At 42.3% G+C, this 23,824-nt stretch carries 27 protein-coding genes and 1 other annotated feature; of the genes, 24 read left to right on the top strand and 3 right to left on the bottom strand.

All coding sequences use genetic code 11. The features are described 5' to 3' along the window. The first annotated feature begins 2 nt into the window (after positions 1-2). The 11 genes from AC503W_RS14010 (at position 3) to minD (ending at position 8,840) form a co-directional block, all read left to right on the top strand. Complete coding sequence (locus AC503W_RS14010; protein ID WP_494914585.1) at positions 3-638, top strand: hypothetical protein; 636 nt, start codon at positions 3-5, stop codon at positions 636-638. After that, a complete protein-coding gene (locus AC503W_RS14005; protein ID WP_494914583.1) occupies positions 635-1,465 on the top strand; it encodes a hypothetical protein in 831 nt (276 codons plus the stop codon). Before AC503W_RS14010 ends, AC503W_RS14005 begins: the two co-directional genes overlap by 4 nt. 25 nt (positions 1,466-1,490) lie before the next feature. Then, on the top strand, positions 1,491-1,925 hold the full coding sequence (locus AC503W_RS14000; protein ID WP_494914582.1) for a type II secretion system protein: 435 nt from the start codon (positions 1,491-1,493) through the stop codon (positions 1,923-1,925). Between the two features lie 108 nt (positions 1,926-2,033). Then, on the top strand, positions 2,034-3,017 hold the full coding sequence (locus tag AC503W_RS13995; protein ID WP_494914581.1) for a hypothetical protein: 984 nt from the start codon (positions 2,034-2,036) through the stop codon (positions 3,015-3,017). A gap of 204 nt (positions 3,018-3,221) precedes the next feature. Continuing rightward, positions 3,222-3,791, top strand: a complete 570-nt coding sequence (locus tag AC503W_RS13990) for a Maf family protein (protein WP_407407944.1) — start codon at positions 3,222-3,224, stop codon at positions 3,789-3,791. A 58-nt stretch (positions 3,792-3,849) separates the two neighbouring features. Continuing rightward, positions 3,850-4,524 (top strand): RadC family protein, encoded by a 675-nt coding sequence (gene radC, locus AC503W_RS13985; protein WP_402875860.1) that lies wholly within the window; start codon positions 3,850-3,852, stop codon positions 4,522-4,524. Between the two features lie 148 nt (positions 4,525-4,672). Further along, complete coding sequence (locus tag AC503W_RS13980; RefSeq protein WP_402875797.1) at positions 4,673-5,692, top strand: rod shape-determining protein; 1,020 nt, start codon at positions 4,673-4,675, stop codon at positions 5,690-5,692. Between the two features lie 154 nt (positions 5,693-5,846). After that, complete coding sequence (gene mreC / locus AC503W_RS13975) at positions 5,847-6,719, top strand: rod shape-determining protein MreC (RefSeq protein WP_402958193.1); 873 nt, start codon at positions 5,847-5,849, stop codon at positions 6,717-6,719. Further along, positions 6,716-7,234 (top strand): rod shape-determining protein MreD, encoded by a 519-nt coding sequence (gene mreD, locus AC503W_RS13970; protein WP_402958195.1) that lies wholly within the window; start codon positions 6,716-6,718, stop codon positions 7,232-7,234. Before mreC ends, mreD begins: the two co-directional genes overlap by 4 nt. Before the next feature lie 116 nt (positions 7,235-7,350). Further along, positions 7,351-8,034, top strand: coding sequence for a septum site-determining protein MinC (minC, locus tag AC503W_RS13965; RefSeq protein ID WP_402958197.1), 684 nt, complete (start codon positions 7,351-7,353; stop codon positions 8,032-8,034). Positions 8,035-8,036: 2 nt separating this feature from the next. Continuing rightward, positions 8,037-8,840, top strand: a complete 804-nt coding sequence (gene minD, locus AC503W_RS13960; protein ID WP_402875789.1) for a septum site-determining protein MinD — start codon at positions 8,037-8,039, stop codon at positions 8,838-8,840. Positions 8,841-8,966: 126 nt separating this feature from the next. Here minD and AC503W_RS13955 read toward each other — a convergent pair whose 3' ends face one another. Further along, positions 8,967-9,410: a S1 domain-containing RNA-binding protein gene (locus tag AC503W_RS13955; protein ID WP_402875787.1), complete on the bottom strand. Its 444-nt coding sequence runs from the start codon at positions 9,408-9,410 to the stop codon at positions 8,967-8,969. Between the two features lie 272 nt (positions 9,411-9,682). On the opposite strand from AC503W_RS13955, the gene AC503W_RS13950 reads away from it, so the two are divergent. The 11 genes from AC503W_RS13950 (at position 9,683) to AC503W_RS13900 (ending at position 18,842) form a co-directional block, all read left to right on the top strand. Further along, the gene (locus tag AC503W_RS13950; RefSeq protein WP_427686654.1) at positions 9,683-10,432 is read left to right on the top strand and encodes a peptidoglycan DD-metalloendopeptidase family protein; all 750 of its coding nucleotides are present in this window, start codon (positions 9,683-9,685) and stop codon (positions 10,430-10,432) included. After that, a complete protein-coding gene (locus AC503W_RS13945) occupies positions 10,425-11,291 on the top strand; it encodes a M50 family metallopeptidase (RefSeq protein WP_402875783.1) in 867 nt (288 codons plus the stop codon). The genes AC503W_RS13950 and AC503W_RS13945 overlap by 8 nt, the downstream gene beginning before the upstream one ends. A 41-nt stretch (positions 11,292-11,332) precedes the next feature. Further along, positions 11,333-12,802 (top strand): Rne/Rng family ribonuclease, encoded by a 1,470-nt coding sequence (locus tag AC503W_RS13940; RefSeq protein WP_427686652.1) that lies wholly within the window; start codon positions 11,333-11,335, stop codon positions 12,800-12,802. A 75-nt stretch (positions 12,803-12,877) separates the two neighbouring features. Beyond that, positions 12,878-12,962, top strand: a sequence feature (ribosomal protein L21 leader region). A 13-nt stretch (positions 12,963-12,975) separates the two neighbouring features. Continuing rightward, positions 12,976-13,284, top strand: a complete 309-nt coding sequence (gene rplU / locus AC503W_RS13935) for a 50S ribosomal protein L21 (protein ID WP_402875780.1) — start codon at positions 12,976-12,978, stop codon at positions 13,282-13,284. A 14-nt stretch (positions 13,285-13,298) separates the two neighbouring features. Then, positions 13,299-13,631: a ribosomal-processing cysteine protease Prp gene (locus AC503W_RS13930; RefSeq protein WP_402958202.1), complete on the top strand. Its 333-nt coding sequence runs from the start codon at positions 13,299-13,301 to the stop codon at positions 13,629-13,631. Positions 13,632-13,643: 12 nt separating this feature from the next. Continuing rightward, entirely contained in the window at positions 13,644-13,934 is a 291-nt protein-coding gene (gene rpmA / locus AC503W_RS13925; RefSeq protein WP_402875777.1) for a 50S ribosomal protein L27, read from the top strand. A 550-nt stretch (positions 13,935-14,484) separates the two neighbouring features. Next, on the top strand, positions 14,485-15,024 hold the full coding sequence (locus AC503W_RS13920; RefSeq protein WP_402875775.1) for a Spo0B C-terminal domain-containing protein: 540 nt from the start codon (positions 14,485-14,487) through the stop codon (positions 15,022-15,024). A gap of 48 nt (positions 15,025-15,072) precedes the next feature. After that, positions 15,073-16,362: a GTPase ObgE gene (obgE, locus tag AC503W_RS13915; RefSeq protein WP_402875773.1), complete on the top strand. Its 1,290-nt coding sequence runs from the start codon at positions 15,073-15,075 to the stop codon at positions 16,360-16,362. A gap of 45 nt (positions 16,363-16,407) precedes the next feature. Next, positions 16,408-16,857 carry an ACT domain-containing protein gene (locus AC503W_RS13910; RefSeq protein ID WP_402875772.1) on the top strand — a complete coding sequence of 150 codons (450 nt, stop codon included), beginning with the start codon at positions 16,408-16,410 and terminating at the stop codon, positions 16,855-16,857. 127 nt (positions 16,858-16,984) lie between these two features. Then, positions 16,985-17,860, top strand: a complete 876-nt coding sequence (gene pheA / locus AC503W_RS13905; RefSeq protein ID WP_427686650.1) for a prephenate dehydratase — start codon at positions 16,985-16,987, stop codon at positions 17,858-17,860. Positions 17,861-18,155: 295 nt separating this feature from the next. Beyond that, positions 18,156-18,842, top strand: coding sequence for a DUF6944 family repetitive protein (locus tag AC503W_RS13900; protein WP_427686648.1), 687 nt, complete (start codon positions 18,156-18,158; stop codon positions 18,840-18,842). Positions 18,843-18,886: 44 nt separating this feature from the next. Here AC503W_RS13900 and AC503W_RS13895 read toward each other — a convergent pair whose 3' ends face one another. Together AC503W_RS13895 and ypfJ are read right to left on the bottom strand one after the other, a co-directional pair. Then, entirely contained in the window at positions 18,887-19,420 is a 534-nt protein-coding gene (locus AC503W_RS13895) for a transcription repressor NadR (protein ID WP_427686798.1), read from the bottom strand. Positions 19,421-19,573: 153 nt separating this feature from the next. Beyond that, on the bottom strand, positions 19,574-20,419 hold the full coding sequence (ypfJ, locus tag AC503W_RS13890) for a KPN_02809 family neutral zinc metallopeptidase (protein WP_427686646.1): 846 nt from the start codon (positions 20,417-20,419) through the stop codon (positions 19,574-19,576). A gap of 283 nt (positions 20,420-20,702) precedes the next feature. Between ypfJ and safA the strand changes: the two genes are divergently transcribed. Further along, positions 20,703-22,799 (top strand): SafA/ExsA family spore coat assembly protein, encoded by a 2,097-nt coding sequence (safA, locus tag AC503W_RS13885; protein ID WP_427686644.1) that lies wholly within the window; start codon positions 20,703-20,705, stop codon positions 22,797-22,799. Then, positions 22,789-23,727 carry a phosphotransferase gene (locus AC503W_RS13880; protein ID WP_402869849.1) on the top strand — a complete coding sequence of 313 codons (939 nt, stop codon included), beginning with the start codon at positions 22,789-22,791 and terminating at the stop codon, positions 23,725-23,727. The genes safA and AC503W_RS13880 overlap by 11 nt, the downstream gene beginning before the upstream one ends. Positions 23,728-23,824 lie beyond the last annotated feature (97 nt).

Here is a 23,824-nt window from a genome sequence, read left to right as displayed (position 1 = left end):
TCATGCTAGTTGACATTAATTTACTCCCCAAGAAAGAAAAAAGAAATCCACATTTCTTCATTTATCTGATTCTCTTATTCTTGATAGCATTAGCAGTGGGTGCTTTGTTTTATTGGCAATATTCTTTGCAAACAGACCGGATTAGAAGCATGGATAAGCAGATATTGCAAGTGAGGGAAGCGACAGCTACGGTAGAACAAAATATGCTCAATACACAGAATTCCGGAAATTCCGTTACTGAATTACATAGTGTCATTGACTGGGCTGATACGTTTCCAATCGATACGGTGTTTGTGTTAAACCAGTTAACTTTCCTGCTTCCAGAACGAGGTTTCTTCGATGCTTTTTCCTATAATGAAGATGGCTCCATTCAATTAACCGTCCAGTTTGATACCTCAAGGCAAGCTGCTTATTATTTGAGCGAATTGACTAAGTCTAAACTGATAGGGACCGCTGAATTGGTATCAGTGACCACTGAGGAAATGGAAAGGGAGATAGAAAACGTTGAGGAAGAAACAGAGGCCTTTCTACCGCGTTATCTGGCTGTGTATACTATTATTCTCGACAAATCTGCCGTAAAAGAAGCTATAAAAGACGATGAGGAACAAGCCGGGGAAAAGGGTGGTGCTTCTGAATGATGAGGTTTTTCAATAAAAAGGAACTATTCTTATTAGCTGGCACCCTTTTTGTCTTTGCCTTGGTCTTTATTCTACTATACTTTTATCTATTAAATCCGGTAAAAAAAGAACTGGCCTCTAAGACATCCGAATTAAAAAATGAAGAACAGATTTTAGAGATGGTCCAAATGAAAGTTGGTACAGGGACGGGTGTTGATTTTGAATCGACGACAGAATTGCAAAAAAGACTGCCTGTGCAACCCTTAACTGATCAGTTTGTATTGAACCTGGAAAAAGCAGAAGTCGTGTCCAATAGCTTTATTGTCGATATGGCATTTGCCGATGGAGAAACTCCGGTAGAACCTAAACTGTCTGAGGCAACAGGAGAGGAAGAACCTGCATCTAAAAGTTCAGATGCTAATGATCAAGCTCCTGAAGATGAAGGGAAAGGTACTTCGGATTCAAAAGAAACAATGACTGAACCTCAGGATAATACTGTAACTGAGGCACCAGGAACACTGCCGAATAGTTTGAAAAAGCTATCAGCGACGATGAATGTAAAATCGTCTTCTTATGATGAAATGTTGGAATTTATTCATTCCATTCAAGCAACAAATCGAATTTTTACGATAGACAGCTTAACCTTCGAGGGAGCTAAGGAAGTCAGGTCCCGTGACCAAAGCCAAGAACCTTTAGAGTATGGCCTGACTGTGTCTGCTTATTACTATCCTTCATTAACGGATTTGCAAGACCAGACCCCGATTGTCGCAACACCAAAACCTAGTGAAAAGAAAAATCCATTCAGCACAAGTGAAAGAGATGATGCTGATATGGATACGGGCAATTAGGATGAGGGAGCGAAAATGTAGGGATGTGGATAATGAAAAGGGCATGACATTGATGGAGGTCTTGGCGGTGATCGTCATCTTAGGGATACTGGCTGCAGTGGCCGTCCCCATTTTTTTCAATGTGATACAGAATTCTCGGACGAATGCGTTCATTTCAAATGGTTATGCTTTTAGGGATGCTTCGAATTTTTATTTAAAGGATAAGGTCATGCGTGGAGATCGTGTGACAGAAATCAGCTATCAGGAGCTTGTCGAAGCTGGGTTTCTCGATAAGGTGGTAGACCCTGATACGAAAGAGTACTGGGACCCTTCAATTAATGAATCCTATGTGACTGCCTTGGATAATAAGGTCGTAGGAATATGTCTATACGGTGAGAAACGTAAACTTTGCGGTGATGAAGGAGATGGAAAAGCTATCCCTTTTGAAGATGTATCACCTGAATTAGTGACAGATAAATGAAAAGAGAAAAATGACGAAACCTATTAATGACAAGACGACAAAAGTCTTGTTATTTTTTTTTGCCCCTATGTTAGGATGAAAAAAATGAAGCAGAGAGGAGGAAGATAAGTGGACAAGTCCGAAAAACGTAAAGGGGTAAAGATTAAAATAAATGGAGAAGAAAAAATATTTGTGGGTGAAAATAAGCGGGAGTCTACAGAGGAAATTCCAGAGGCTGCAAGTAAGGAACAACCGGATGATAGTTTCGAGTGGATTTTGCCGGATGATTCCGTAGAAAACAAGGTTGTATTGGTTCCTACACCACCTAAGAAGAAAATGCCGAAACTTATCGGTTTTAATACACATACGGGCAAACGTCCTGGTAACAGGTCTGTAAAGACTTTTGTGATTGCTGTTTTTTGTGCGATTTTATTTGGATCGGTACTGGGCCTTATCGCCGTAAATACCATAACGAAGGAAAAGGCAACGGATTCTCCGGTCGAAACAGCTATCACGACGACGGCATCCCCAGTTGTAAAGAATGATAGCGGGGGTGAAAAAGGGCAGGGGATGGAACTGAAAACGTTCCTGGTTCAAGGTGGGATATTCAGTAGCGAGGATGCCGCGAAACAAATCCAGGAGAAAATCGTGGAAAAACAGGTTCCTGCTGAAATATTCAAAATGGAGGACAGCTATTATTTATTCCTAGGTTCAGCTGAAAGCTTGATTTCAAGTAAAGAGCTAGCTTTATTTTTAAAGACCTATGATGTGGAAGTATTTTGGAAGGAAATTGATTTAAAAGCGTCGGGAATAAGTGCAGAAGAAGAGAAAACGCTGGATGTCATGAAGGAGATTTATTCATCCCTATCAAAGATTTCATCAGGAGAGCTTCGTGGGAAGGAAACGAAATGGGATGCTGAAACGTTGAAAAAAGATATGGATAAGCTAAAGGATGAGAAACTTTCATCAGAGCTTTCACAAATGAACACCCATTTAGCGGCTGCAGCCAAGCTGATCAGTGAGTATGAGACGTCCAAAAAGGATGAACAGCTATTAGAGGCACAGGGAAAACTATTGAAGTTTCTAAAGGGTTTTCAAAGTATGGGGAGTTAAGAACAGGTATGTGAAGGGGAAGCTGTTTTCTAAAGAAAAAGTTCCCCTTTAGGAGGAAATTGTTTGAATTAGGGACCTTTTTTTATTTTCCAGGAAATAAGACTGAATCTTTGTCGATTCCTGGTAAACAATAATTGTGGAATTCTTCATAATTTGATAGGATGAAAAGGTATCTCTCCTAGTAAAGAAAGGTGATTTTTTATTATGCATTCATTAATTTTAGCTTCTTCATCACCACGCCGTAAAGAACTTCTACAATTCCTACAAATCCCCTTCGAAAGTATGAATTCCAATGTCGATGAAAGTATTGACGAAAACATGCAGGCAGAGGACGCAGTGCAAGAATTAGCTGTAAGGAAAGCGGAAGCCATTGCAACGAGATATCCGGACAGCTGGGTAATCGGTTCCGATACCGTCGTGGTACTTGACGGGCAAATCCTCGGAAAGCCGGCCAATCGTGCTGATGGAAAAAGAATGCTTGAAATGTTATCGGGTAGAACACACGAAGTTTATACAGGTGTGGCCATTCTATATGGTGAGCACAGCAGCATATTCGCAGAAAAAACAGAAGTGACTTTTTGGGAGCTATCAGAACCTGAAATCGAACGTTATCTGGACAGTGGTGAACCATTTGATAAAGCTGGGAGCTATGGGATCCAAGGGTTGGGTTCGCTTCTTGTCAAACAAATCAATGGGGACTATTTCTCGGTAGTCGGACTCCCAGTTTCAAGGCTAGCAAGAGAATTAAAGATGATGGAATCCGCGTGGACGTAAGAATTCGGACTGATTTCCTCCCTTTTATTAAGGAAGGGTGGATGCTTTGAGTGAAAAGATGTTAATCAGGGATTATCCGAAAGAAGAGAGGCCTCGTGAAAGGTTTTTGCAGGATGGTCCCCAGAGCCTTTCGAATCAAGAGTTACTTGCGCTTTTGTTAAGGACGGGATCTAAGGAGGAATCTGTGCTTCAGCTCTCCAATAGGCTTATCAAGGCTTTTGAGGGATTCCGGCTTTTGAAAGAAGCGTCCGTAGAGGAATTGACTGAAATCAAGGGAATCGGGGAAGCGAAAGCAATTCAAATTCTAGCATCGGTAGAGCTTGGCCGACGAATCCATAAATTAAATGATCAAGACCGCTATGTGATCCGTTCTCCGGAAGACGGGGCCAATTATTGCATGGAAGAAATGCGTTTTTTGTCGCAGGAACATTTTGTTTGTCTTTACTTAAATACGAAAAACCAAGTCCTTCATAAACGAACTGTCTTCATAGGCAGCCTCAACGCTTCGATTGTGCACCCACGCGAAGTATTTAAAGAAGCCTTCCGTAGGTCGGCAGCCTCTATCATTTGTCTTCATAACCACCCCTCCGGAGATCCTTCTCCCAGCAGAGAAGATATTGAAGTGACAAAAAGGTTAGTAGAATGTGGTAAAATAATGGGGATAGAAGTACTGGACCATATCATCATCGGGGAGCATAAATATGTGAGTTTAAAGGAAAAAGGTTATTTATGACACTATCCAAATTTTTGACGATACGATATAATGTTGTTTATGATTTTTAAAAGAGGGAACTTTTTTCAAAAACCTATTGTCAAAAAACGACAAATTATCATTTGAACTTATAAAAAGGCATTTTTGTTTACGAAAGGGAGATACCATAATGTTTGGAATTGGCGCAAGAGATATAGGAATTGATTTAGGAACGGCGAATACGCTCGTTTATGTTAAAGGAAAAGGCATTGCTGTCCGTGAACCGTCGGTTGTTGCCGTGCAGACAGATACAAAGCAGATCGTTGCTGTCGGTAAAGACGCAAAAAACATGATTGGCCGTACACCGGGAAATGTAGTGGCACTTCGTCCTATGAAAGATGGCGTAATCGCTGATTATGAAACAACGGCTACGATGATGAAATATTATATGAAAGAAGCTCAGAAAAAAGGCGTATTTGGCAACAAGCCATATGTCATGATTTGTGTGCCTTCAGGAATTACGGCTGTTGAACAACGTGCAGTGATTGACGCAGCTAGACAAGCTGGTGCTCGCGATGCTTATCCGATTGAAGAGCCATTTGCAGCTGCTATCGGAGCGGATCTTCCTGTTTGGGAACCTACAGGCAGCATGGTTGTTGATATTGGTGGAGGTACTACGGAAGTGGCCATCATTTCCCTTGGCGGTATCGTGACAAGCCAGTCAATCCGCATTGCTGGTGATGAGATGGATGATGCAATCATCGTTTACATACGTAAAAACTACAACTTGATGATTGGTGAGCGTACATCGGAAGCTATTAAAATGGAAATCGGTTCTGCAGGTGATACAGAAGGAATCGAAAACATGGAAATTCGTGGTCGTGATTTATTGACGGGTCTTCCAAAAACGATTGAAATTACGGCAGAGGAAATATCCAAAGCATTACGTGATACAGTGTCAGCCATTGTGGATTCTGTCAAAAACACGTTGGAAAAAACTCCACCGGAACTTGCAGCTGACATCATGGATAGAGGCATAGTATTGACAGGTGGCGGTGCTTTACTGCGTAATTTGGATAAAGTCATCAGTGAAGAAACGCAAATGCCGGTTATTATTGCCGAAAACCCTCTTGATTGTGTAGCGATTGGAACAGGGAAAGCTTTGGACCATATTCACTTATTCAAGACGAAATCTAGAGATTCTCGCTAAGCGGTACTTATAAAAAAGGCCGGCTCAACAAAAGATCGCAATTTTGAGCCGGCTTTTCTATTTTTTTACCTGTCTTAAATGTGTAGTTTTTTGACAGAAGATATTATTATACTTCATGCAAATAGAGTAAATTAAAATAGAGGTGCAGATCATCATGCCACAGTTTTTTAATAAAAAGCTCCTTCTCTTGCTCGTTAGTATTATCGTTCTCGTGGCATTGATCGGTTTTTCATTAAAAGAGAGAGAAGAGTTAACTTGGCCCGAAAAGTTCTTGAAGGATACAACCGGTTGGGTTGGTAATGTGTTTAATAAACCAGTATCGGGTATTACAGGTTTTGTAGGGGATTTAAAAGACCTTCAGCATACATACGATGAAAACAAGAAATTAAAAGCTCGTCTGGATGAATACGTCTTGTTGAAAACGCAGGTGCAGGATTTGAAAGAAGAAAATGAAGAGCTTCGTGATAATCTTAAAAAAGAAGATGACTTACGAAAGTATGCACCCATTCAGTCAACGGTCATAGGTCGTAATCCGGACCGCTGGCATGAAATGCTAACAATTAACAAAGGCGAGCGTAACGGTGTGGAAAAAAATATGGCTGTCATCACTGCCAATGGCTTGATCGGTAAAGTTAAAGCCACGACTGAATTCACGGCTTCCGTTCAGCTTTTGAGTTCGATCGATAAAGCGAACCGCGTCTCAGCTATCGTCCAGGGTAATGATAAGGCATATGGTTTGATAGAAGGGTTCGATGATGAGAAGAATCTTCTATTAATGAAACGGATTCCTTATGATAAAAAGATCAAGAAAAACTCTAAGGTCATCACATCCGGTTATGGCGGGATCTTTCCTAAAGGTCTGCTAATCGGTAAGGTTGTTGACGTGAAGGTGGATCAATATGGATTGAACCAAACCGCATATATTGAGCCGTCAACGGATTTCTATGATATCAATAATGTCATGGTCGTTAAACGTGAAGTTGAGGGAGCTGAAGAAGAAAGTGAAGGGGAGGATGAAGCTAAGTGAAACATTTCATCCTTTCTTTTGTAGCCTTACTCTTCTTCGTTTTTGAAAGTATCTTTGCGCAACTTTTCGCGGGGGATGTCTTTGGAAGCAATAACATTCTCGTTCCCCGTTTCATGATCATTTTCGTCTTCTTCCTGACCATGTATGGTTCAAGGAAGCTGGGGATGTTGTATGGAGCCATTTTGGGGCTGACCTATGATGTCGTATATACGGAGATTTTGGGGATTTATATGTTCCTTTTACCTTTTCTAGCATATTTGATTTCCAAAAGTATGAAGATCCTTCAAAACAATATTCTCATTAACTGTTTAATGGCACTTGTCTTTACGGCAATTGTAGAGTGTGTATCTTATCAAATGAATCATATTCTTACTTTTGCGGATATGGGATTCGGGGAATTTGTGGACAGGAGATTCATTCCAACACTCATATTGAATCTCATTTTTATTATTATTAGTTGCTACCCCTTAAAGAGACTTATTGAAAAGTTTGATTTACAGGGAGAAATGGAATAACGTTCACTGGACTGTTGGATGCGGTCTAAAATGTATTTTCTCTTTAACATGTGCGTAGAAAAAGGTAAATTGTTTTCCTATGTCGAATTATATTTCATTGAGGTGAAACAAACGTCATGAATAAAAGAATTCAGCAAAATGTTATGATTAAGGGGACAAAGGACGGGTTTATGCTTCATCTCGATGATTCTTGCTCATTTTCCGAATTATTGAAAGAGTTAGAAGTGAAGCTTTCGGCAAACTATCAGTTTCAAGAAAACGACCCGTCCATTTCCGTTAAAGTACATACCGGGAACCGCTATCTAGATGCAGACCAGAAGGAAAAAATCAAAGAAGTTATTCATAAAAAGAAAAAGCTTATCGTTGATGAGTTGATTTCGAATGTCATGTCAAAGGAAGATGCGAAACAGTGGAAAGACGAAAACCAAGTGACAACTTTGACCAGGGTGATAAGATCGGGACAGGTTTTTGAAGTGCCCGGCGATTTGTTGCTCATTGGCGATGTCAATCCAGATGGTACTGTCCGAGCTGGTGGGAGCATCTATATTATGGGACAGCTGAGAGGCATTGCCCACGCTGGTTATTTGGGGAATAAAAAGGCCATCATCGCTGCATCCATCATGAAACCTGCACAATTGCGAATTGCGGGGAAAGTGAACTTATCTCCTGACCAATATACGAAATTTGGACATGACTTGGAATGTGCGTTCATGGACGACGAAGAAAATATCATCATTGATAAACTGCAAGTTTTGAAGAAATATAGACCTAATTTAAATAGATTAGAAGGGGGTCTCTAATCGTGGGAGAGGCAATAGTTATAACATCTGGTAAGGGTGGTGTCGGCAAAACGACCACCTCAGCCAATCTAGGAACGTCGTTAGCTCTTCTAGGCAAAAAGGTTTGCTTGATTGACACGGATATTGGTCTTCGGAACTTAGATGTGATTATGGGGTTGGAAAACCGTATCATCTATGACTTGGTCGATGTAGTCGAAGGGCGTTGTAAAATTCATCAAGCACTTATTAAAGATAAGCATTTCGAAGATTTGCTTTATTTGCTTCCGGCTCCACAAAACAGTGACAAATCAGCTGTGAATGAGGAACAGATGAAGAAACTGATCAGTGATATGAAACCGGACTATGATTACATCGTGATCGATTGTCCGGCAGGTATCGAGCAGGGCTTTAGGAATGCGATAGCGGGTGCGGACAGGGCCATCATCGTCACCACCGCTGAAAGACCGGCCGTCCGTGATGCAGACCGTATCATCGGCCTGCTTGAGAAAGAAGAGCATATCGATCCTCCTCAATTGATCATCAATAGAATCCGTGGACACCTTTTACATGAAGATGAAGAAATGGATATTGACGGAGTAACCAATTTCCTTAAAATTGATCTTATCGGTGTTATACCTGATGATGATCAGGTCATTGTGGCTGCGAATAAAAAGGAACCGATAGCTTACAATCCGGACAACAGGGTCTCGATTGCCTATCGGAACATTGCCCGCCGGATTCTTGGTGAATCTGTGCCGTTGACTCCAATTGGTGGAGAGCAAAAAGGTTTCATGTCTAAATTGAAAAAATTCTTTAGTGTGCGTTAATTTAGTAAGCGGGAGCATTCCATGCCCTCGCTTTTTTTATTTTTATCGAAAAATGGATATAAAAAAGGTAAGCCTTATAATAGGCTTACCTTATCTATTGTACTAAAGTATTATAAATGCAACAGGTTATCCGCGTCTTCCGCCTCTACCGCCACGTTTTGATTCTGTACTACGTTTGAGCGTAGATAAATTCTCTTCGCTAGTCTTTAAAAAACGGACCATTTTATCTTCGAAGTTTTCCTTAGGTTGAAAATTGCCTTTAGAACGAAAATCTTTATTACGATTATCGCCTTGGCGTGGTGGGCGTTTAGTATAAGAAGAGGTTTGTCCTTCGGGTCTATCTATAGCTTTTTTGATGGACAAGGCAGTTTTTCCGTCTTTCTCGCTGATCACTTTTACCTCAATTTGGTCGCCTATTTTAAGATGGTCATTAACGTCTTTTACATAGCTGTCCGCTACCTCACTGATATGCACAAGACCTGTTGAGCCTCCTGGTAATTCTACGAATGCTCCAAAATTAGTGATACCTGTTACTTTACCTTGTACTTTGCTGCCTATTTCGATTGACATATTAAAATTGTTCCCCCTCAATAATGTTAAAACAACTTCATTATAACAAATAAAGTAGGTGAATATCAATTGGATTTTTCACCTCTTCCATTATTAAAAGGGAAAGGCTTTCAAAACGTTTGAAAATCAGTCTTTTTTTCTTTCGTCCATTCGTTTTTAAAACGCAAACCATTCATCTGTCGTAAAGAAAAACGATTCCTCGTCATAGTCTGGACAGGTTGCTCATAAGTTTTAATATGAGCGCTTTGATATGAGCAGGGGGTAGATTTGGAATGGATGATCGCAGGAAAGATATCCGCAATCGTATCGCCAAGAGACGAAAGGTGAAGGATAGCCCAGTGCTTAACAGTACTTGGACGGAGATTGAAAAGGAGAACCCGTACGAATTCGAATCTTTTGACGGGTATTCAGAAAAAGATCATCCGCTCTTTAAGAAGGAATATTTCTTTTTGAAAATCTTGGTGAGCATTTGCCTATTCTTAGTGGTTGCCGTGATGTTCAAGCACCCTTCCGTTCGCTTGGACTCAGCCAGAAGCTTTGTTACGGAAAACATGAACCAAGAGTTCCAATTTGCATCGGTTTCCAGTTGGTATGAAAATGCATTTGGCAAACCTATCGCATTTTTACCGACTGAATCCACTACTGAAACGGCGGATTCAGGTGAAGAATATGCGATGCCTGCATCGGGGGAGATTACCCAAACCTTCGAGGCGAACGGCGAGGGAATCATAATGGAAACGAGCTTAGGGTCCAAGGTCGAAGCCATCAATGAGGGGGTGGTCATTTTTGCAGGAGAAAAAGAAGGAATCGGTAAGACTGTGGTCATACAGCATGCCAATAAAAGTGAGTCATGGTATGGCCAGTTGGAAAAGATTGATGTGAAGCTCTATGATCTGGTGAGGGAAGGGAAAGAAGTAGGACAGGTCACAGTAAGCGAGGATGGTTCCAAAGGCAGGTTTTACTTAGCCATTAAAGAAAATGATGCATTCATCGATCCTAAAAAGGTGATTTCCTTTGACTGAATACGCGAACTTACTGTCCAAAATCAAGATTCATCCGACGCTGTGGTTCGTCATAGGAATCGCCATCCTTACGGCACACTTTATTGAAGTGATGATGCTTTTACTCATCGTATTTATCCATGAGATGGGACATGCTGCGTGTGCACAGTATTTTAAATGGCGGATCAAGTCGATTCAGCTCCTCCCCTTTGGTGGGGCTGTCGAGACCGAGGAATATGGCAATAAAAGTTTGAAGGAAGATCTTGCAGTCGTACTGGCGGGTCCACTGCAACATATATGGCTCATTGGAGCGGCTTACCTGCTCTATTTCTTTTCTGTCGTTTCTTCTGATCTGTATCATTCCTTCTTCTATATGAATCTTATGTTGTTGTTCTTTAACCTGCTGCCAATTTGGCCATTGGACGGGGGAAGGCTACTCTTCATTGGTGTTTCCCTATACTGTACCTTCCTTGAGGCTCAGAAATATACCTTATATTTTTCTGGTGCATTCGCTGTATTGGCGTTTTTAACATGGCTTCTTCTCGAACCGCTTAACCTGAATATTTGGCTGATCATCTTTTTTATCAGTCTTTCTCTAATCATGGAGTGGCGACAGCGATATTATGCGTTCATGCGGTTTCTTCTGCAGCGCCATTACGGAAACACGAATGATCTGGCCAAATTAAAACCCATCATGGTGGATGCCCATGAACCGATTTATAAAGTGCTGGAATTGTTTCAACGTGGCTGCAAGCATCCCGTCATCATCATGAAAAATGGGAAAGAGAGTGGCTCATTGGATGAGACGGAAATACTTCATGCCTATTTTTCCGAGAAAATGACCAATGGGCAAATTGGTGACCTGTTATATTCTTATTAAATATGATATCCTTTCTTCAAATTGAGGAGAGGATTTTTTTGATGAAAAAAGTGATTGTGAACCTATCTTCGCGTGAGAAGAGAGTAGCTGTCCTAGAAGATGAAGTGTTACGGAAAGTCGAAGTCATGCCACCTCATCAACATAGTACGGTAGGTAATATTTATCTTGGCAAAGTGACTAAGGTCTTGCCAGGAATGGATGCCGTGTTTGTCGATTATGGTGCAGACAAGAATGGTTTTCTGCATCGGGATGAAATTCCGGCATATCAACTGACGAAGCGTGATGGAAAATCACCCATCAATCATTATGTTAAACAGGGTGAAAAGCTGCTCGTTCAGGTGAGCCGTGATGAAACGGGTACAAAAGGGGCGAAATTGACGGGGCTGATCGAGTTTTCGACGGATTCCCTCGTTTACATACATGGAATAGATTATGTTGGTGTGTCGAAGAAATTCAAAAATGAACGTTTGCAAAAGTATTGGAGAGAAAAAGCAACAGAATATAAGCAAAAGGACGAGGGGTTGATTGTTCGCACCTCGATGGAGAAGGAAAGTGAGTCGGCATTTCTCGACAAGCTGAATACACTGAGGCAGCTGTATAAAGAACTGGAAGGAAAGTCCGGTACGATGAAGGCACCTGCCCTCCTCTATGAGAAAGATACATTCCTAGAGATGGTTATCGCTGAAATGGCGAAAACGGTATCAGGTCAGCTCTTTATCGACAATTTTGATGCGAGTCAAGAGTTGAAAAAGTGGGTGCTGACTAATGGTAAGGAATGGAGTATATCCTATGAGACTGGTGCGAAGAACATTTTTTCAGAACGGAATCTAGATAACCAGTTCGAAAAGGCCATGAAAAAAGTGGTCTGGCTCGATAATGGGGGTTATCTGATTTTCGAAGAAACCGAAGCGTTCACCGTAATCGATGTCAATTCAGGGAAGTTTACAGGCAAGGTGGAAAAGGAAGCGACGCTTTTTGAAGTGAATGCAGCGGCAGCAAAAGAAGTCGCCCGTCAGCTGAGGCTTAGAAATATTAGTGGAATCATCTTGATTGATTTCATCAATATGGAGAAACCGCAACACAGGCTTGAAATCATCGATCTGTTCAAAAAGGAAGCCGCGAAAGATGAGATGCGGATGAAGGTTGTCGGATTTACTGAACTAGGAATCCTTCAAGTGACGAGAAAACGGACATCCCCTTCGCTTAGTGAAACCATGACGGTTCCTTGCCCAACCTGCAATGGAAGTGGAAAGGTGGAAAGCGCTGAAACCGTTGCCTTCCGCTTGGAGCGGGAGTTGCTGGAGCACCGCAAAACGGACGATGAGGCCGTTTGGGTGGAACTTAGCCAATCAGTGGGGGATGTCCTGTTGGGGGAAAAGGAATCATATAAAGCGACATTGGAAGAACTAATATCCAAAAAGCTAGTGATCTCTTATGTTCCAGGCCCGGTCCATACATATTCCATCAGGCGCTTCGGAAGTTATGAAGAAATCAAGCGGTCAGTAAAGTGATGGACAAGAAATCCAACAAATGTATTGACAGTCATTCAGGTTTCATGATAGGATTTTAATGTTATGTTTGTAGCACCCGTGCTACAACCGCTCAACAACAGGTCTTAAGTTTTTTGTCTTCTGGACAAAACGCCTGTGATTGGCGAGTCTGAGACATTCAAGGAGGTGCAAGTATGTACGCAATTATCGAAACTGGCGGAAAACAAATTAAAGTAGCAGCTGGCGAAGCGGTTTACATTGAAAAATTAAACGCTGAAGCAGGCGAAACTGTTACATTTGACAAAGTTTTATTCGTAGGTGGCGAGGACGTGAAAGTCGGAGCTCCACTAGTGGAAGGCGCTACTGTAACAGGTACTGTTGAGAAACAAGGGAAGCAAAAGAAAATCACTGTCTTCAAATACAAAGCGAAGAAAAACAATCGTAGAAAACAAGGTCATCGTCAACCATACACTAAAGTTGTTATTGAAGCAATCAACGCGTAAGGGCTGATATCAAGATGATTAAAGTTATCTTTGATGCTCCGCAAGAACGGATCACTTCGTTCACATTAAGCGGACATGCTGATTTTGCTAAAAAAGGTTCCGATATCGTTTGTGCAGGCGTATCGGCCGTATCCTTTGGATCGGTCAATGCGATTATGTCCTTAACGGATGTAGAACCTGAGATTGAGCAAGGGCAAGACGGCGGCTACCTTCGCTGCGTCATCCCGGGGAATCTTTCGCCGGAATCCGAAGAGAAGGTGCAATTGCTCTTGAACGCAATGCTCATATCGCTACAAACCATCGAACGTGATTATGGTAAATATATGAAAATTATCCTCAACCAGTAGGAGGTGGAACAAATGTTAAGATTAGATCTTCAGTTCTTCGCTTCGAAAAAAGGAGTAGGTTCTACAAAGAATGGACGTGACTCAATCTCTAAGCGTTTAGGCGCTAAACGTGCAGATGGTCAATTCGTTTCTGGTGGTTCTATCCTTTACCGTCAACGCGGAACAAAAATCTATCCAGGTGAGAACGTAGGCCGTGGTGGAGACGATACTCTATTTGCAAAAATAGACGGTGTTGTTAAATTCGAACGTTTCGGACGTGACCGTAAAAAAGTAAGCGTATATCCAGTTGCACAAGAAGCATAATTGGCATCTTTGAACAGAGGCTGACTCAAAAGGGTCTGATTCCTTCTATGAGACACTATATATCGCGTCATTATTGATAATGGTATGCTTTATATAGTGTAGAAGGGGTCCGGCCCTTTATTTATACTATAAATATGATGAATAACCAGCGTTTTGCAGGAGATTTTAGTCAATTAGTATGGAAAACCACCTCTGATTCACAAAAGGCTCGCCAGTTTTGGCGGGCTTTCTTATACTTTAGGGGGTAAAATCCTGGATTGCTCTAACTAACACATTGATTGAATTTAAATAGACTGTTCAATTCAACTATTATATCTCCAATTGTTGCATGAATAAGCCCATTCTCTTTGCAAGTTCAAACGGCTCTACCATCGTCCAAAGAACTCAGGGTGTGTGGCTGTATTTTTTGGACGGGGGCTTTCATATGAAGGCATGTGAATCGAGCTTCATTTCCTGTTTGTTTTGTTTTTTGATATACTGATACAAATGGAAGTATTCAACATGATAGAGCCAAAAAAAAGTTTCTTTATCATAATTGAAGGTGTTAATAATGGATAAAAATTGGACGACTATTGAAACGCTTCGTCAGACTAGACATGATTGGCTGAATAGAATTCAAATTATAAAAGGGAATTTGGAGTTGAATAGAATTGATCGCGTCAAAGGATTCATTGACGAGATCATAATTGAAACCCAGAATGAGGCAAGGCTCTCTAGTTTGAATATGCCAAAGTTCAGCGAGATGCTGTTGACGTCGAATTGGAGTAATTCAACATTTCAATGTGAATTTGAAATTATCGATGTTTTTGCGGGCTCCAATGAGTTGGACGAGTTGATGTCTCGTTGGACGAACGATTACTTTAAAGTTTTAGAAAAGAATCTCGATCCTTTTGGAGAAAATGTACTGGCTGTTTCTATGTGTAAAAAAGAAATAAGTGATATGCGTTGTTCTTTTCATTTGCAGGGCCGTTTCAATGATCAATCCGCGGTGGTGGAATTTATAGAAAAATCCTTAACAGCGGAGCAATCAATAGAAATGCGTATTTGTAATGAGAATGAATTATTCTTTAAGATGGATATTAAGTTTTAGAGAAGTATACAGCAAGAAATGACTTGCAGAAAACAAGGAAGTGATAGCATGTTTGTCGATCAAACGAAAGTCTATATAAAAGGCGGAGATGGTGGTAACGGAATCGTTGCTTATCGTCGAGAGAAATTCATACCAAAAGGCGGACCTGCCGGCGGAGATGGCGGCAATGGAGCAAACGTCGTATTTGAAGTGGAAGAAGGATTGCGGACGTTGATGGATTTCCGTTATCAACGTCACTTCAAGGCGCCTCGCGGGGAACACGGCATGTCTAAAAATATGCATGGTGCAACTGCGAAGGATATGGTCATTAAAGTTCCACCTGGTACAGTTGTCATTGATGAAAAAACGAAAGAAGTCATCGCAGATTTAGTTGAACATGGACAACGTGCCATTATCGCTAAAGGCGGCCGTGGTGGACGCGGGAATTCCCGTTTTGCGACACCAGCCAATCCGGCACCGGAAATTTGTGAAAATGGCGAACCAGGACAAGAACGCGATATTATCATGGAACTGAAGTTATTGGCTGATGTAGGCCTTGTAGGATTCCCGAGTGTTGGTAAATCTACATTGCTTTCAGTCGTATCAGCAGCCCGACCTAAAATTGCCGAATATCATTTCACGACAATCGTGCCGAATCTTGGTATGGTTGAAACGGAAGATCACCGCAGTTTCGTCATGGCCGATTTACCGGGGCTAATTGAGGGTGCTTCTGAAGGAGTAGGTCTTGGACATCAATTCTTGCGCCATATTGAAAGAACAAGAGTCATCGTTCACGTGATAGACATGTCTGGCCTTGAGGGCAGAGATCCGTACGAAGACTACCTGACAATCAATAAGGAACTAGAAGAGTATAATCTTCGTTTGACTGAACGTCCGCAAATCATCGTAGCCAGTAAAATGGATATGCCTGATTCAGCAGATAATTTAGCGGCATTCAAAGAAAAGCTTGAAGAGGAATTCCCGGTCTTCCCGGTTTCAGCTGTAACACGTGAAGGTATCCGTGAACTTCTTTATGCAATTGCCGATAAAATCGAAGAAACACCTGAATTCCCGCTTGATCATGAAGAAGAGAATACCGGGGTTCATCGTGTTCTTTATAAACATACAGCCCTTTCAGATGAATTTGATATCGAGCGTGAATCGGATGGCAGCTTTGCTGTTAAAGGATTCAAGATTGAACGTCTATTCAAAATGACGGACTTCACACGTGAAGAATCCATCAAGCGTTTTGCTAGACAACTTCGCTCATTCGGTGTCGATGAAGGATTGCGCCAAAAAGGTGCGAAAAACGGGGATATCGTTCGTATCCTTGAATATGAATTTGAATTTATTGACTGATAATATGTAAAAACCATGGTGGTAGGCAAAAGGAGCGTGCGGACTTTGAATAAGGCCGATCAGAAATTTTTCCTCGTTCGAGAGGATGTCCTCCCCGAAGCGATGAAAAAAACGCTGGATGCTAAAGAAATGATTGAACGGGGAAAAGCAGATTCAGTTTGGGAAGCGGTACAAAAAGTGGATCTGAGTAGAAGCGCCTTTTACAAATATCGGGACACGGTCTTTCCGTTTCATACGATTGTCAAAGAAAAGCTAATCACTCTGTTCTTTTACCTCGAAGACCGTTCCGGGACTCTATCGGAGCTCTTACGACTGGTCGCCTCATCTGGCTGCAACATCATGACGATTCACCAAACGATTCCCTTACAGGGTCGTGCCAACGTCACTCTCTCGCTCAACACGAGTGGGATGACGGTGGATATTGATGATCTTTTAACAAGATTGCGTAAAATGGAATTCGTCGAAAAGGTCGAAATCCTTGGGAATGGTGCATAGAATAAAGCCTGTACAGTTCATTGTACAGGCTTTTTTTTATGTGTGGTCATTAAAGATTAACTATTGTAATAAATCAGAAAATGGCATAACATAAACAATAGATTGTCCGTGAAAAGGGGATTATAATATGACTTCAAAAATAGCATTTCTTGGACCGAAAGCAACGTTCACGGATTTAGCTGTCTCTCGCTTATTTCCTAATGATAGTAAAATTCCGATGAGTACGATTCCAGACAGTCTCGACGCTGTCCGCGATGGGGAAGTAAGCCATGCGCTGGTCCCAATCGAGAATGCGTTGGAAGGTTCGGTAAATATAACGATGGATTACCTGGTTCATGAAGTGAGGCTTCCGATTAAAGGGGAAATCACGATTCCTATCCAACAGCATTACATGGTTCATCCGGATCATGCCAATCCTGACTTTAAACCGGATAGGGTCTATTCCCATTCACACGCTATTGCACAATGCCGTAAATTCCTACATAAAGATCTAAGTGGCATCCCATTTGAATATGTTACGTCAACGGCTGCAGCAGCAAAAATGGTAATGGAGAATCCGGATGCCAAAATTGCAGCCATCGCGAACGAAATGGCAGCACAGGAGTATGGGTTGACGATTCTTGAACGAAATATTCACGACTATGAGCATAACCACACCAAATTCATTGTCGTATCCAACGGCGAGGTCGATTTCAGTGGGCATTTGACGACTGAGGGAGACAGTAAAACGACGTTGATGATCCAGCTTCCGGCCGATCATTCGGGACAGCTTCATCAAGTCCTTTCCGCTTTCTCATGGAGGAAGCTCAACCTATCCAAAATTGAATCTCGGCCGATGAAAACCGGACTGGGCCATTATTTCTTCATTATCGATGTAGAAATGGCACTTGACGAGGTGCTCATCCCGGGCACGATTTCCGAACTAGAGGCCCTTGGCTGTACCGTTTCCATCTTGGGCAGTTATCCATGCTTTACGGTTCAAAATGGATTGGTGCACCGATAAGAAACAGAACGAGGAAGTGGACACTGTATGGTGAAAAATCCTTGGATATATTCCAGGGATATTTTTTTTGATCACGGTTTTCTTTGAGGACGAGGAGTTCAGTTCGTTTCTTCATAGAAAATAGGAGGCCCATTATTTTAAAGAACGTTAAGTCATCTAGCCCATATAATAGAGTAATGTAAAGACGAGAATACATATCCAAGGGGTTAGTTATCGTAATGATGTCCTTATACAGAATCTGACCACAAATAAACGAAAATAGATGAAAGTAGAGGATAGGAGATGTGCGGTAAAGATGGGGAATCAGTTCAAAGAAACATTTGGTTCTTGGGTTCAAGCCATCGGAACGGTTTTATCCGCCATCGCTAATACGCCGACTCTTGTACCGGAAGAGGAGACGGCTACAAACTTGGATGTGGTGGGGAATGTCCTTCAGGGAACGGGGAATGCGGTGATTGCGGATGGGGAGGAAGCTTTCACCCTGGATCAAATAGGAAGTGCTATCCAAGCCATTGGAAACTCCACCGTCATTACAGGATTAATTGGGGATTTTTCAGATGAAACGAAACAAATATTGGTCATAGATGGAAACTTCATTCAAGCTTTGGGCGGAGGCGTTTCTGCAGCTGATATAACGGAAAATTCGCCGGCCGAAGGAATAAATATAGTGGGTAACATATTGCAAGCAGTGGGGAATTCATTACAAGCCCTCGCTGGCATCATCGATTTGAAAAGTGGGGACCAAGACTTAAGTGCTGGCCAAGGATATGGGAATCAAGGGAATGCGAGCCTAGGGGGCCAAGGGTATGGAAGTCTAGGATATGGAGACGAAGGGAATGGGAACAATGGAAATAGTGAGGGGCAATTAGATTCGCAATCCATACAAGTATTGGGGAGCTGGATTCAAGCAATAGGGGCCATCCTCACCCTGATTGCTCAATTAATAAGTAATGAATCGGGTGAGAGTGGAAGTGAGTCGTAAGGAAAAAGGACACTTCGAAAGACGTGCTTCGAAGTGTCCTTTTTTTAGTTAACCAAAATTCCGGCCTCACTTAACGCCTCTTCGGCTTCGTCCAGTAAGTCTTCTGAAGCGGCACTAATGGTATGAAGGTGAATGCCGCTAGTCAGTTCCGATAATAATGTGGCTTTTGTTTTAGTAACCTTTGAAAGGAAGGATGCCACTTCTTTCCGATTACTGACCATGATGGAAGCCGTTAAGTCCCCATACACGGGATGCTCTATTTTCACATCTTTGACGGTTATGCCGATATCGACAAGTAGAAATAATTCTTCCTGGGCTCGAGTGGGCTCATGCTGACAAGCGATGGTCCGTTCCGGGTTTTGTCTAGTCTCGGTTTGCAAGTAGATATACCCCTGGCTAGTAGCGATAATCGGCTCATTTCGTGCTTTAAGAAGGGTAATGTCACCGACGATGACCTGCCGGCTCACATTGGTTATTTGGGAGAGTTCGCTACCGGTAACAGGCTGTGAACTTGTTTGTAGGATATGTAAGAGCTTGGTTCGTCTTTCTTCGCCTAATAATTTCTTTTTTTGCATGATCCTTCACCTCGTTATGTACAAATAGTTTACCATAAAATAAAGGGGCTAATCGAATGAAAGTCGATTTACCCATGGTGTTCCTTAAATGCATGCGGGTGAATGCAGCAAAAAAGAGGGAGGCACATGGAAACGTCCGCCCTCAATCTTGTACAATCATAGGTTACTTGCCTTGAAAGTATTGCCTCCGTTCATATCACCAGATTGGAATCCTTTATTAAACCAGCGCTTTCGCTGCTCGGAGGTTCCATGCGTAAAGCTGTCAGGAACAACATACCCTTGAGCTTTCTTTTGGATGGTGTCGTCTCCCACTCCACTGGCTGCACTCAAAGCCTCTTCGAGATCGCCTTCCTCAAGTAAGTTCTCTCCTTGAGCGTGATGAGCCCATACCCCTGCTAAATAGTCAGCTTGAAGTTCCAGTCGAACAGAATATTTATTATATTCTTTTTCACTGACCCTTGACCGGTCGGGCATTTCTTTTCTAGACGTGCCCAATAGGGTCTGTACATGATGTCCCACTTCATGAGCTATGACATAAGCCATTGCAAAATCTCCGGGTGCCTGATACTCATCTTGAAGTTCCTGATAGAAACTCAAGTCAATATAAAGCTTCATGTCACCGGGACAATAAAAGGGTCCCACTGAAGAACCGGCCGTTCCACAGGCCGAGTCGACACTTCCTGTATACAAAACGAGAGTGGGCTCTTTATATTCTAGACCTTGCTTACGAAACTCTTCCGCCCAAACCCGCTCGGTATCTCCAAGAACGACCGAGACAAATTGAGTTAGCTCCTTCTCCTGGTCCGTTTCCTCATAGGAGCCATTGTCTGTAGTATCATTGGAACCAAGGCCATTCAAAAGATCACTCGGGTTGCCACCTAGGAACATAACGATCAAAACGACAACTATGCCAAATCCGCCACCAATCCCGGCGATGCTCTTTCCACCCATTCCTCTTCTGTTCTCAACGTTCGAACTCTTTTGTCTTCCTTTCCATTTCATTTAGATATCCTCCTAGGTTGTTGTTTTTTATGTAGTGCTATCTTGATCAGCATTTTATAAATCCTATACCTTATACCCAAAGTTCGGATCGATTAGACAGAAATGCCCTCTGGCAAAAAGCGGTCAATCCTGCTAACCCCTCATTTGAACGGGTTTTTCCGACTGTGTGGCTTTCATTCATATTTTAGTTTCATCAAGCATAAGTTTTCATGATAAATAATAATGGCAATTTACCCACTACATCATAGTATATATGGACATATGCACAGGAGGGGTTATCAGCGTGAAAATTCATATAGTCCAAAAAGGCGATACGCTTTGGAAGCTCGCAAAAAAATATGGCGTCAGTTATGAACAACTGAAAAAATCCAATTCTCAGTTAAGTAATCCGGATATGATGATGCCGGGCATGAAAATTAATATACCTGGAAATACATCGGGATCAATTAAAAAAGAGATGGGCGCGCCACAAGTGACATATCAATCCAAGGAATCTCAAATTCAACCGATTCAAATGAAAGAACAGCAAATTCAACAACAACCCGTAATGAAGGAACAGCAAAAATATCAAGCACCCATAAAAGAACAGCAGAAATTTCAACAGCCTGTGATAAAAGAATATCAATTGCCTATTAAAGAAAAACAAATGCCTATTAAGGAAATGCCTATTAAAGAAAAACAAATGCCTATTAAGGAAATGCCTGTTAAGGAAAAACAAATCGTCGTACCTAAAGAGGTTCAGGTACCGAAACAAGTGATACCAGAAATAGATATCAATAATTATTATTTGGTCAATATGACCAACATGAGTGTACAGAAGCCACCAACTCCACCAACTCCCCCAAAAAAGGTTGAAGCGGTGAAGCCGGTAGAAAAACCGGTAAAGAAAAAATCAAAAAAGAAGCCAGTTGTTCAGGAAATATGTGAACCGGTAGACGATTGCATTCCAATCACCCCTATTATGCCAGGTAGCGGTTTTTGCATCGATCCACCGCCATGGGCATCCATGCCCATGCATGGAGTCCAAGGAGCTTTTCAAGGAGCCCCTCACTATCAACAAGGTGTTCAAGGCATGCAAGGCTATCAAATGATGGAAGAAAGTTCAGACGTATGGGGAGAATCTCCTGATATGCATTCAATGGGTCAAAGTACCGTCCAAGGAGCCAGTCAAAACCAGGCCGGTCAGCAATACTATCCATATCAAGCTTCAGCACCCGTCCCACATCATATGTATGGCGGAACTCCACAACAAGTTGCAGGTGCATATATGCCGCACCATTATGAGTCATCTTCCGAGTCGTCATCGTCGAATGCTTCGAATTTCCAATACTATCCACAGCAGCCCTATATGCAGTCCAATATGCAAGCCGAAAGTGAGGATTGTGGCTGCAACAAGGGAGAAATAGGAACATATGGACCAGAGAAAGAAGTGAAGGGCCAATACTATGCTATGGAGGAAACGCAAAGCAAGGCGCACCATCACCCTGATTATCATCAATTCCATAAAGGCAGACCACAATACTCAGAATCCTATGCGGGAGCTAGTATTCAAAGTCTAATGGGGGAAAAACAGCATCCAATGCAATATGAAGTAGAATCGGTGGATGAAATTCAAATTCAAGAATATCAAGGAGGACCTCCTGGAGGCATGATGGGGAACCAGCCCGGCAATCAGATGGGAGACATGATGGGGAACCACCAGTCTGGCAATCAGATGGGAGACATGATGGGGAACCACCAGCCCGGCAATCAAATGGGAGACATGATGGGGAACCACCAGCCTGGCAACCAGATGGGAGGTATGATGGGGAACCAACCCGGCAATCAGATGGGAGGTATGATGGGGAACCAACCCGGCAACCAGATGGGAGGCATGATGGGAAACCAGCCCGGCAACCAAATGGGAGGCATGATGGGGAACCAACCCGGCAACCAGATGGGAGGCATGATGGGGAACCAACCCGGCAACCAGATGGGAGGCATGATGGGTAATCCATACGGCAACCAGATGGGAGGCATGATGGGGAACCAACCCGGCAACCAGATGGGAGGCATGATGGGGAACCAACCCGGCAACCAGATGGGAGGCATGATGGGAAACCAGCCCGGCAACCAAATGGGAGGCATGATGGGGAACCAGCCCGGCAACCAGATGGGAGATATGATGGGTAATCCATATGGCCATCAACTAGGGGGCCAACCAGGTGCGATGCCAGGTCAGTTTGGCGGACAGCCCGGAATGATGCGTGGACAGCTCGGAGGTCACCCTGAAGCAATGATGCCAGGGCAAATGGGTGGTCAACCAGGTCAATTCGGAGGCGTTCAAGCACCTGAAACATTTGGAATGCCTACGTATGCGGACGAAAGTGATGACTACTAATTATCAGGGGGACAGTGTTTTTTACACTCGTCTCCTCTCTTATTTAAACCGCCGACCAAAGAACGTCCATCATCTTCAGAGCAATGTCTATATGATTTCATTCAAAAAAGATGCTCCCATCATTCTTAAAGGATTCGATAGCTTTGAAAAATGGGATCGACAAAGGGAATTGACTTCCTTGTTAAGTCAAAAAGGGTTCGAACAAACGTATCAGATTCACCAGAAGTTAATGCCGTTCCAATTCAAAGGGAAATGGTATGGCAGTATGGACTATATACCTCCAAGCAAGAAAAAGTTCCGTTTTTCCCATCATAAAGACCGGTTGGAGGGCATTGAATTATTGGAAAGATTTCACGATGTTTCTGAAAACCTGTCGATCAAAGCTCCCCTATTTGATCAGGTGAGAAAATGGAAAGAAAGATTGTCATTATTCAAAAAGAACATTTCGTATACTCGCCAATATGTTTCAGATGAAATCATCAATGAGTGGGTAAGGTGGGGGGAATGGTCCTTGGAGGGGTTTGAAAAAAACCAATCAAAATGGGATAAGGAAAAAAACGTCATCATTCACGGTGACTGTGCCCACCATAATTTTTTGAGAAGAGAAGATGGGTCACTTGCTTTAATCGATTTCGATTTAATGGCGAAGGCACCACGATGCATCGATTATTTACAATATGCCAATCGGATTTCACCCCATCTCGATGATGCTGCCACGATGCTTTGGCAAGTTCCACAGTTGAAAAAATATCAAAAAGATCGGGCATTTCTTTATGCTTTGGCTTTCCCTACGGATATATTCCGCGAGTGGAACAGGAATAATAAAAGCTCATCACAATTCCATTCCGTTTGGAAAATGACGGTGGAGGGGTTTTCGAAGCGAATGGAGATGAACGAAAAATTGGCGGACATGATTTCCAAAAGGTAATGAGTATCTAATATGGACATAACTTACAGACTGAAATCCCTTCAATACACCCATGCTAATTATGAGCGAAAATAGGCTCAATCCATTTTAGCAAAGG

The sequence above is a fragment of the Peribacillus suis genome (assembly GCF_059384845.1).
This window is presented reverse-complemented; position numbering and strand designations above follow the sequence as displayed.

What these genes read in the sequence shown, in the direction of transcription:
- AC503W_RS13990 (WP_407407944.1), top strand. Translation starts at nt 3,222, where the DNA reads ATGCATTCATTAATTTTAGCTTCTTCATCACCACGCCGTAAAGAACTT.
- AC503W_RS13980 (WP_402875797.1), top strand. Translation starts at nt 4,673, where the DNA reads ATGTTTGGAATTGGCGCAAGAGATATAGGAATTGATTTAGGAACGGCG.
- ypfJ (WP_427686646.1), bottom strand. Translation starts at nt 20,419, where the DNA reads ATGAAATGGAAAGGAAGACAAAAGAGTTCGAACGTTGAGAACAGAAGA.
- pheA (WP_427686650.1), top strand. Translation starts at nt 16,985, where the DNA reads ATGACTTCAAAAATAGCATTTCTTGGACCGAAAGCAACGTTCACGGAT.
- AC503W_RS13930 (WP_402958202.1), top strand. Translation starts at nt 13,299, where the DNA reads ATGATTAAAGTTATCTTTGATGCTCCGCAAGAACGGATCACTTCGTTC.
- AC503W_RS13940 (WP_427686652.1), top strand. Translation starts at nt 11,333, where the DNA reads ATGAAAAAAGTGATTGTGAACCTATCTTCGCGTGAGAAGAGAGTAGCT.
- AC503W_RS13900 (WP_427686648.1), top strand. Translation starts at nt 18,156, where the DNA reads ATGGGGAATCAGTTCAAAGAAACATTTGGTTCTTGGGTTCAAGCCATC.
- rpmA (WP_402875777.1), top strand. Translation starts at nt 13,644, where the DNA reads ATGTTAAGATTAGATCTTCAGTTCTTCGCTTCGAAAAAAGGAGTAGGT.
- minC (WP_402958197.1), top strand. Translation starts at nt 7,351, where the DNA reads ATGAATAAAAGAATTCAGCAAAATGTTATGATTAAGGGGACAAAGGAC.
- AC503W_RS13950 (WP_427686654.1), top strand. Translation starts at nt 9,683, where the DNA reads ATGGATGATCGCAGGAAAGATATCCGCAATCGTATCGCCAAGAGACGA.
- AC503W_RS14010 (WP_494914585.1), top strand. Translation starts at nt 3, where the DNA reads ATGCTAGTTGACATTAATTTACTCCCCAAGAAAGAAAAAAGAAATCCA.
- AC503W_RS13920 (WP_402875775.1), top strand. Translation starts at nt 14,485, where the DNA reads ATGGATAAAAATTGGACGACTATTGAAACGCTTCGTCAGACTAGACAT.
- AC503W_RS14005 (WP_494914583.1), top strand. Translation starts at nt 635, where the DNA reads ATGATGAGGTTTTTCAATAAAAAGGAACTATTCTTATTAGCTGGCACC.
- radC (WP_402875860.1), top strand. Translation starts at nt 3,850, where the DNA reads ATGTTAATCAGGGATTATCCGAAAGAAGAGAGGCCTCGTGAAAGGTTT.
- AC503W_RS13880 (WP_402869849.1), top strand. Translation starts at nt 22,789, where the DNA reads ATGACTACTAATTATCAGGGGGACAGTGTTTTTTACACTCGTCTCCTC.
- AC503W_RS13955 (WP_402875787.1), bottom strand. Translation starts at nt 9,410, where the DNA reads ATGTCAATCGAAATAGGCAGCAAAGTACAAGGTAAAGTAACAGGTATC.
- obgE (WP_402875773.1), top strand. Translation starts at nt 15,073, where the DNA reads ATGTTTGTCGATCAAACGAAAGTCTATATAAAAGGCGGAGATGGTGGT.
- rplU (WP_402875780.1), top strand. Translation starts at nt 12,976, where the DNA reads ATGTACGCAATTATCGAAACTGGCGGAAAACAAATTAAAGTAGCAGCT.
- mreC (WP_402958193.1), top strand. Translation starts at nt 5,847, where the DNA reads ATGCCACAGTTTTTTAATAAAAAGCTCCTTCTCTTGCTCGTTAGTATT.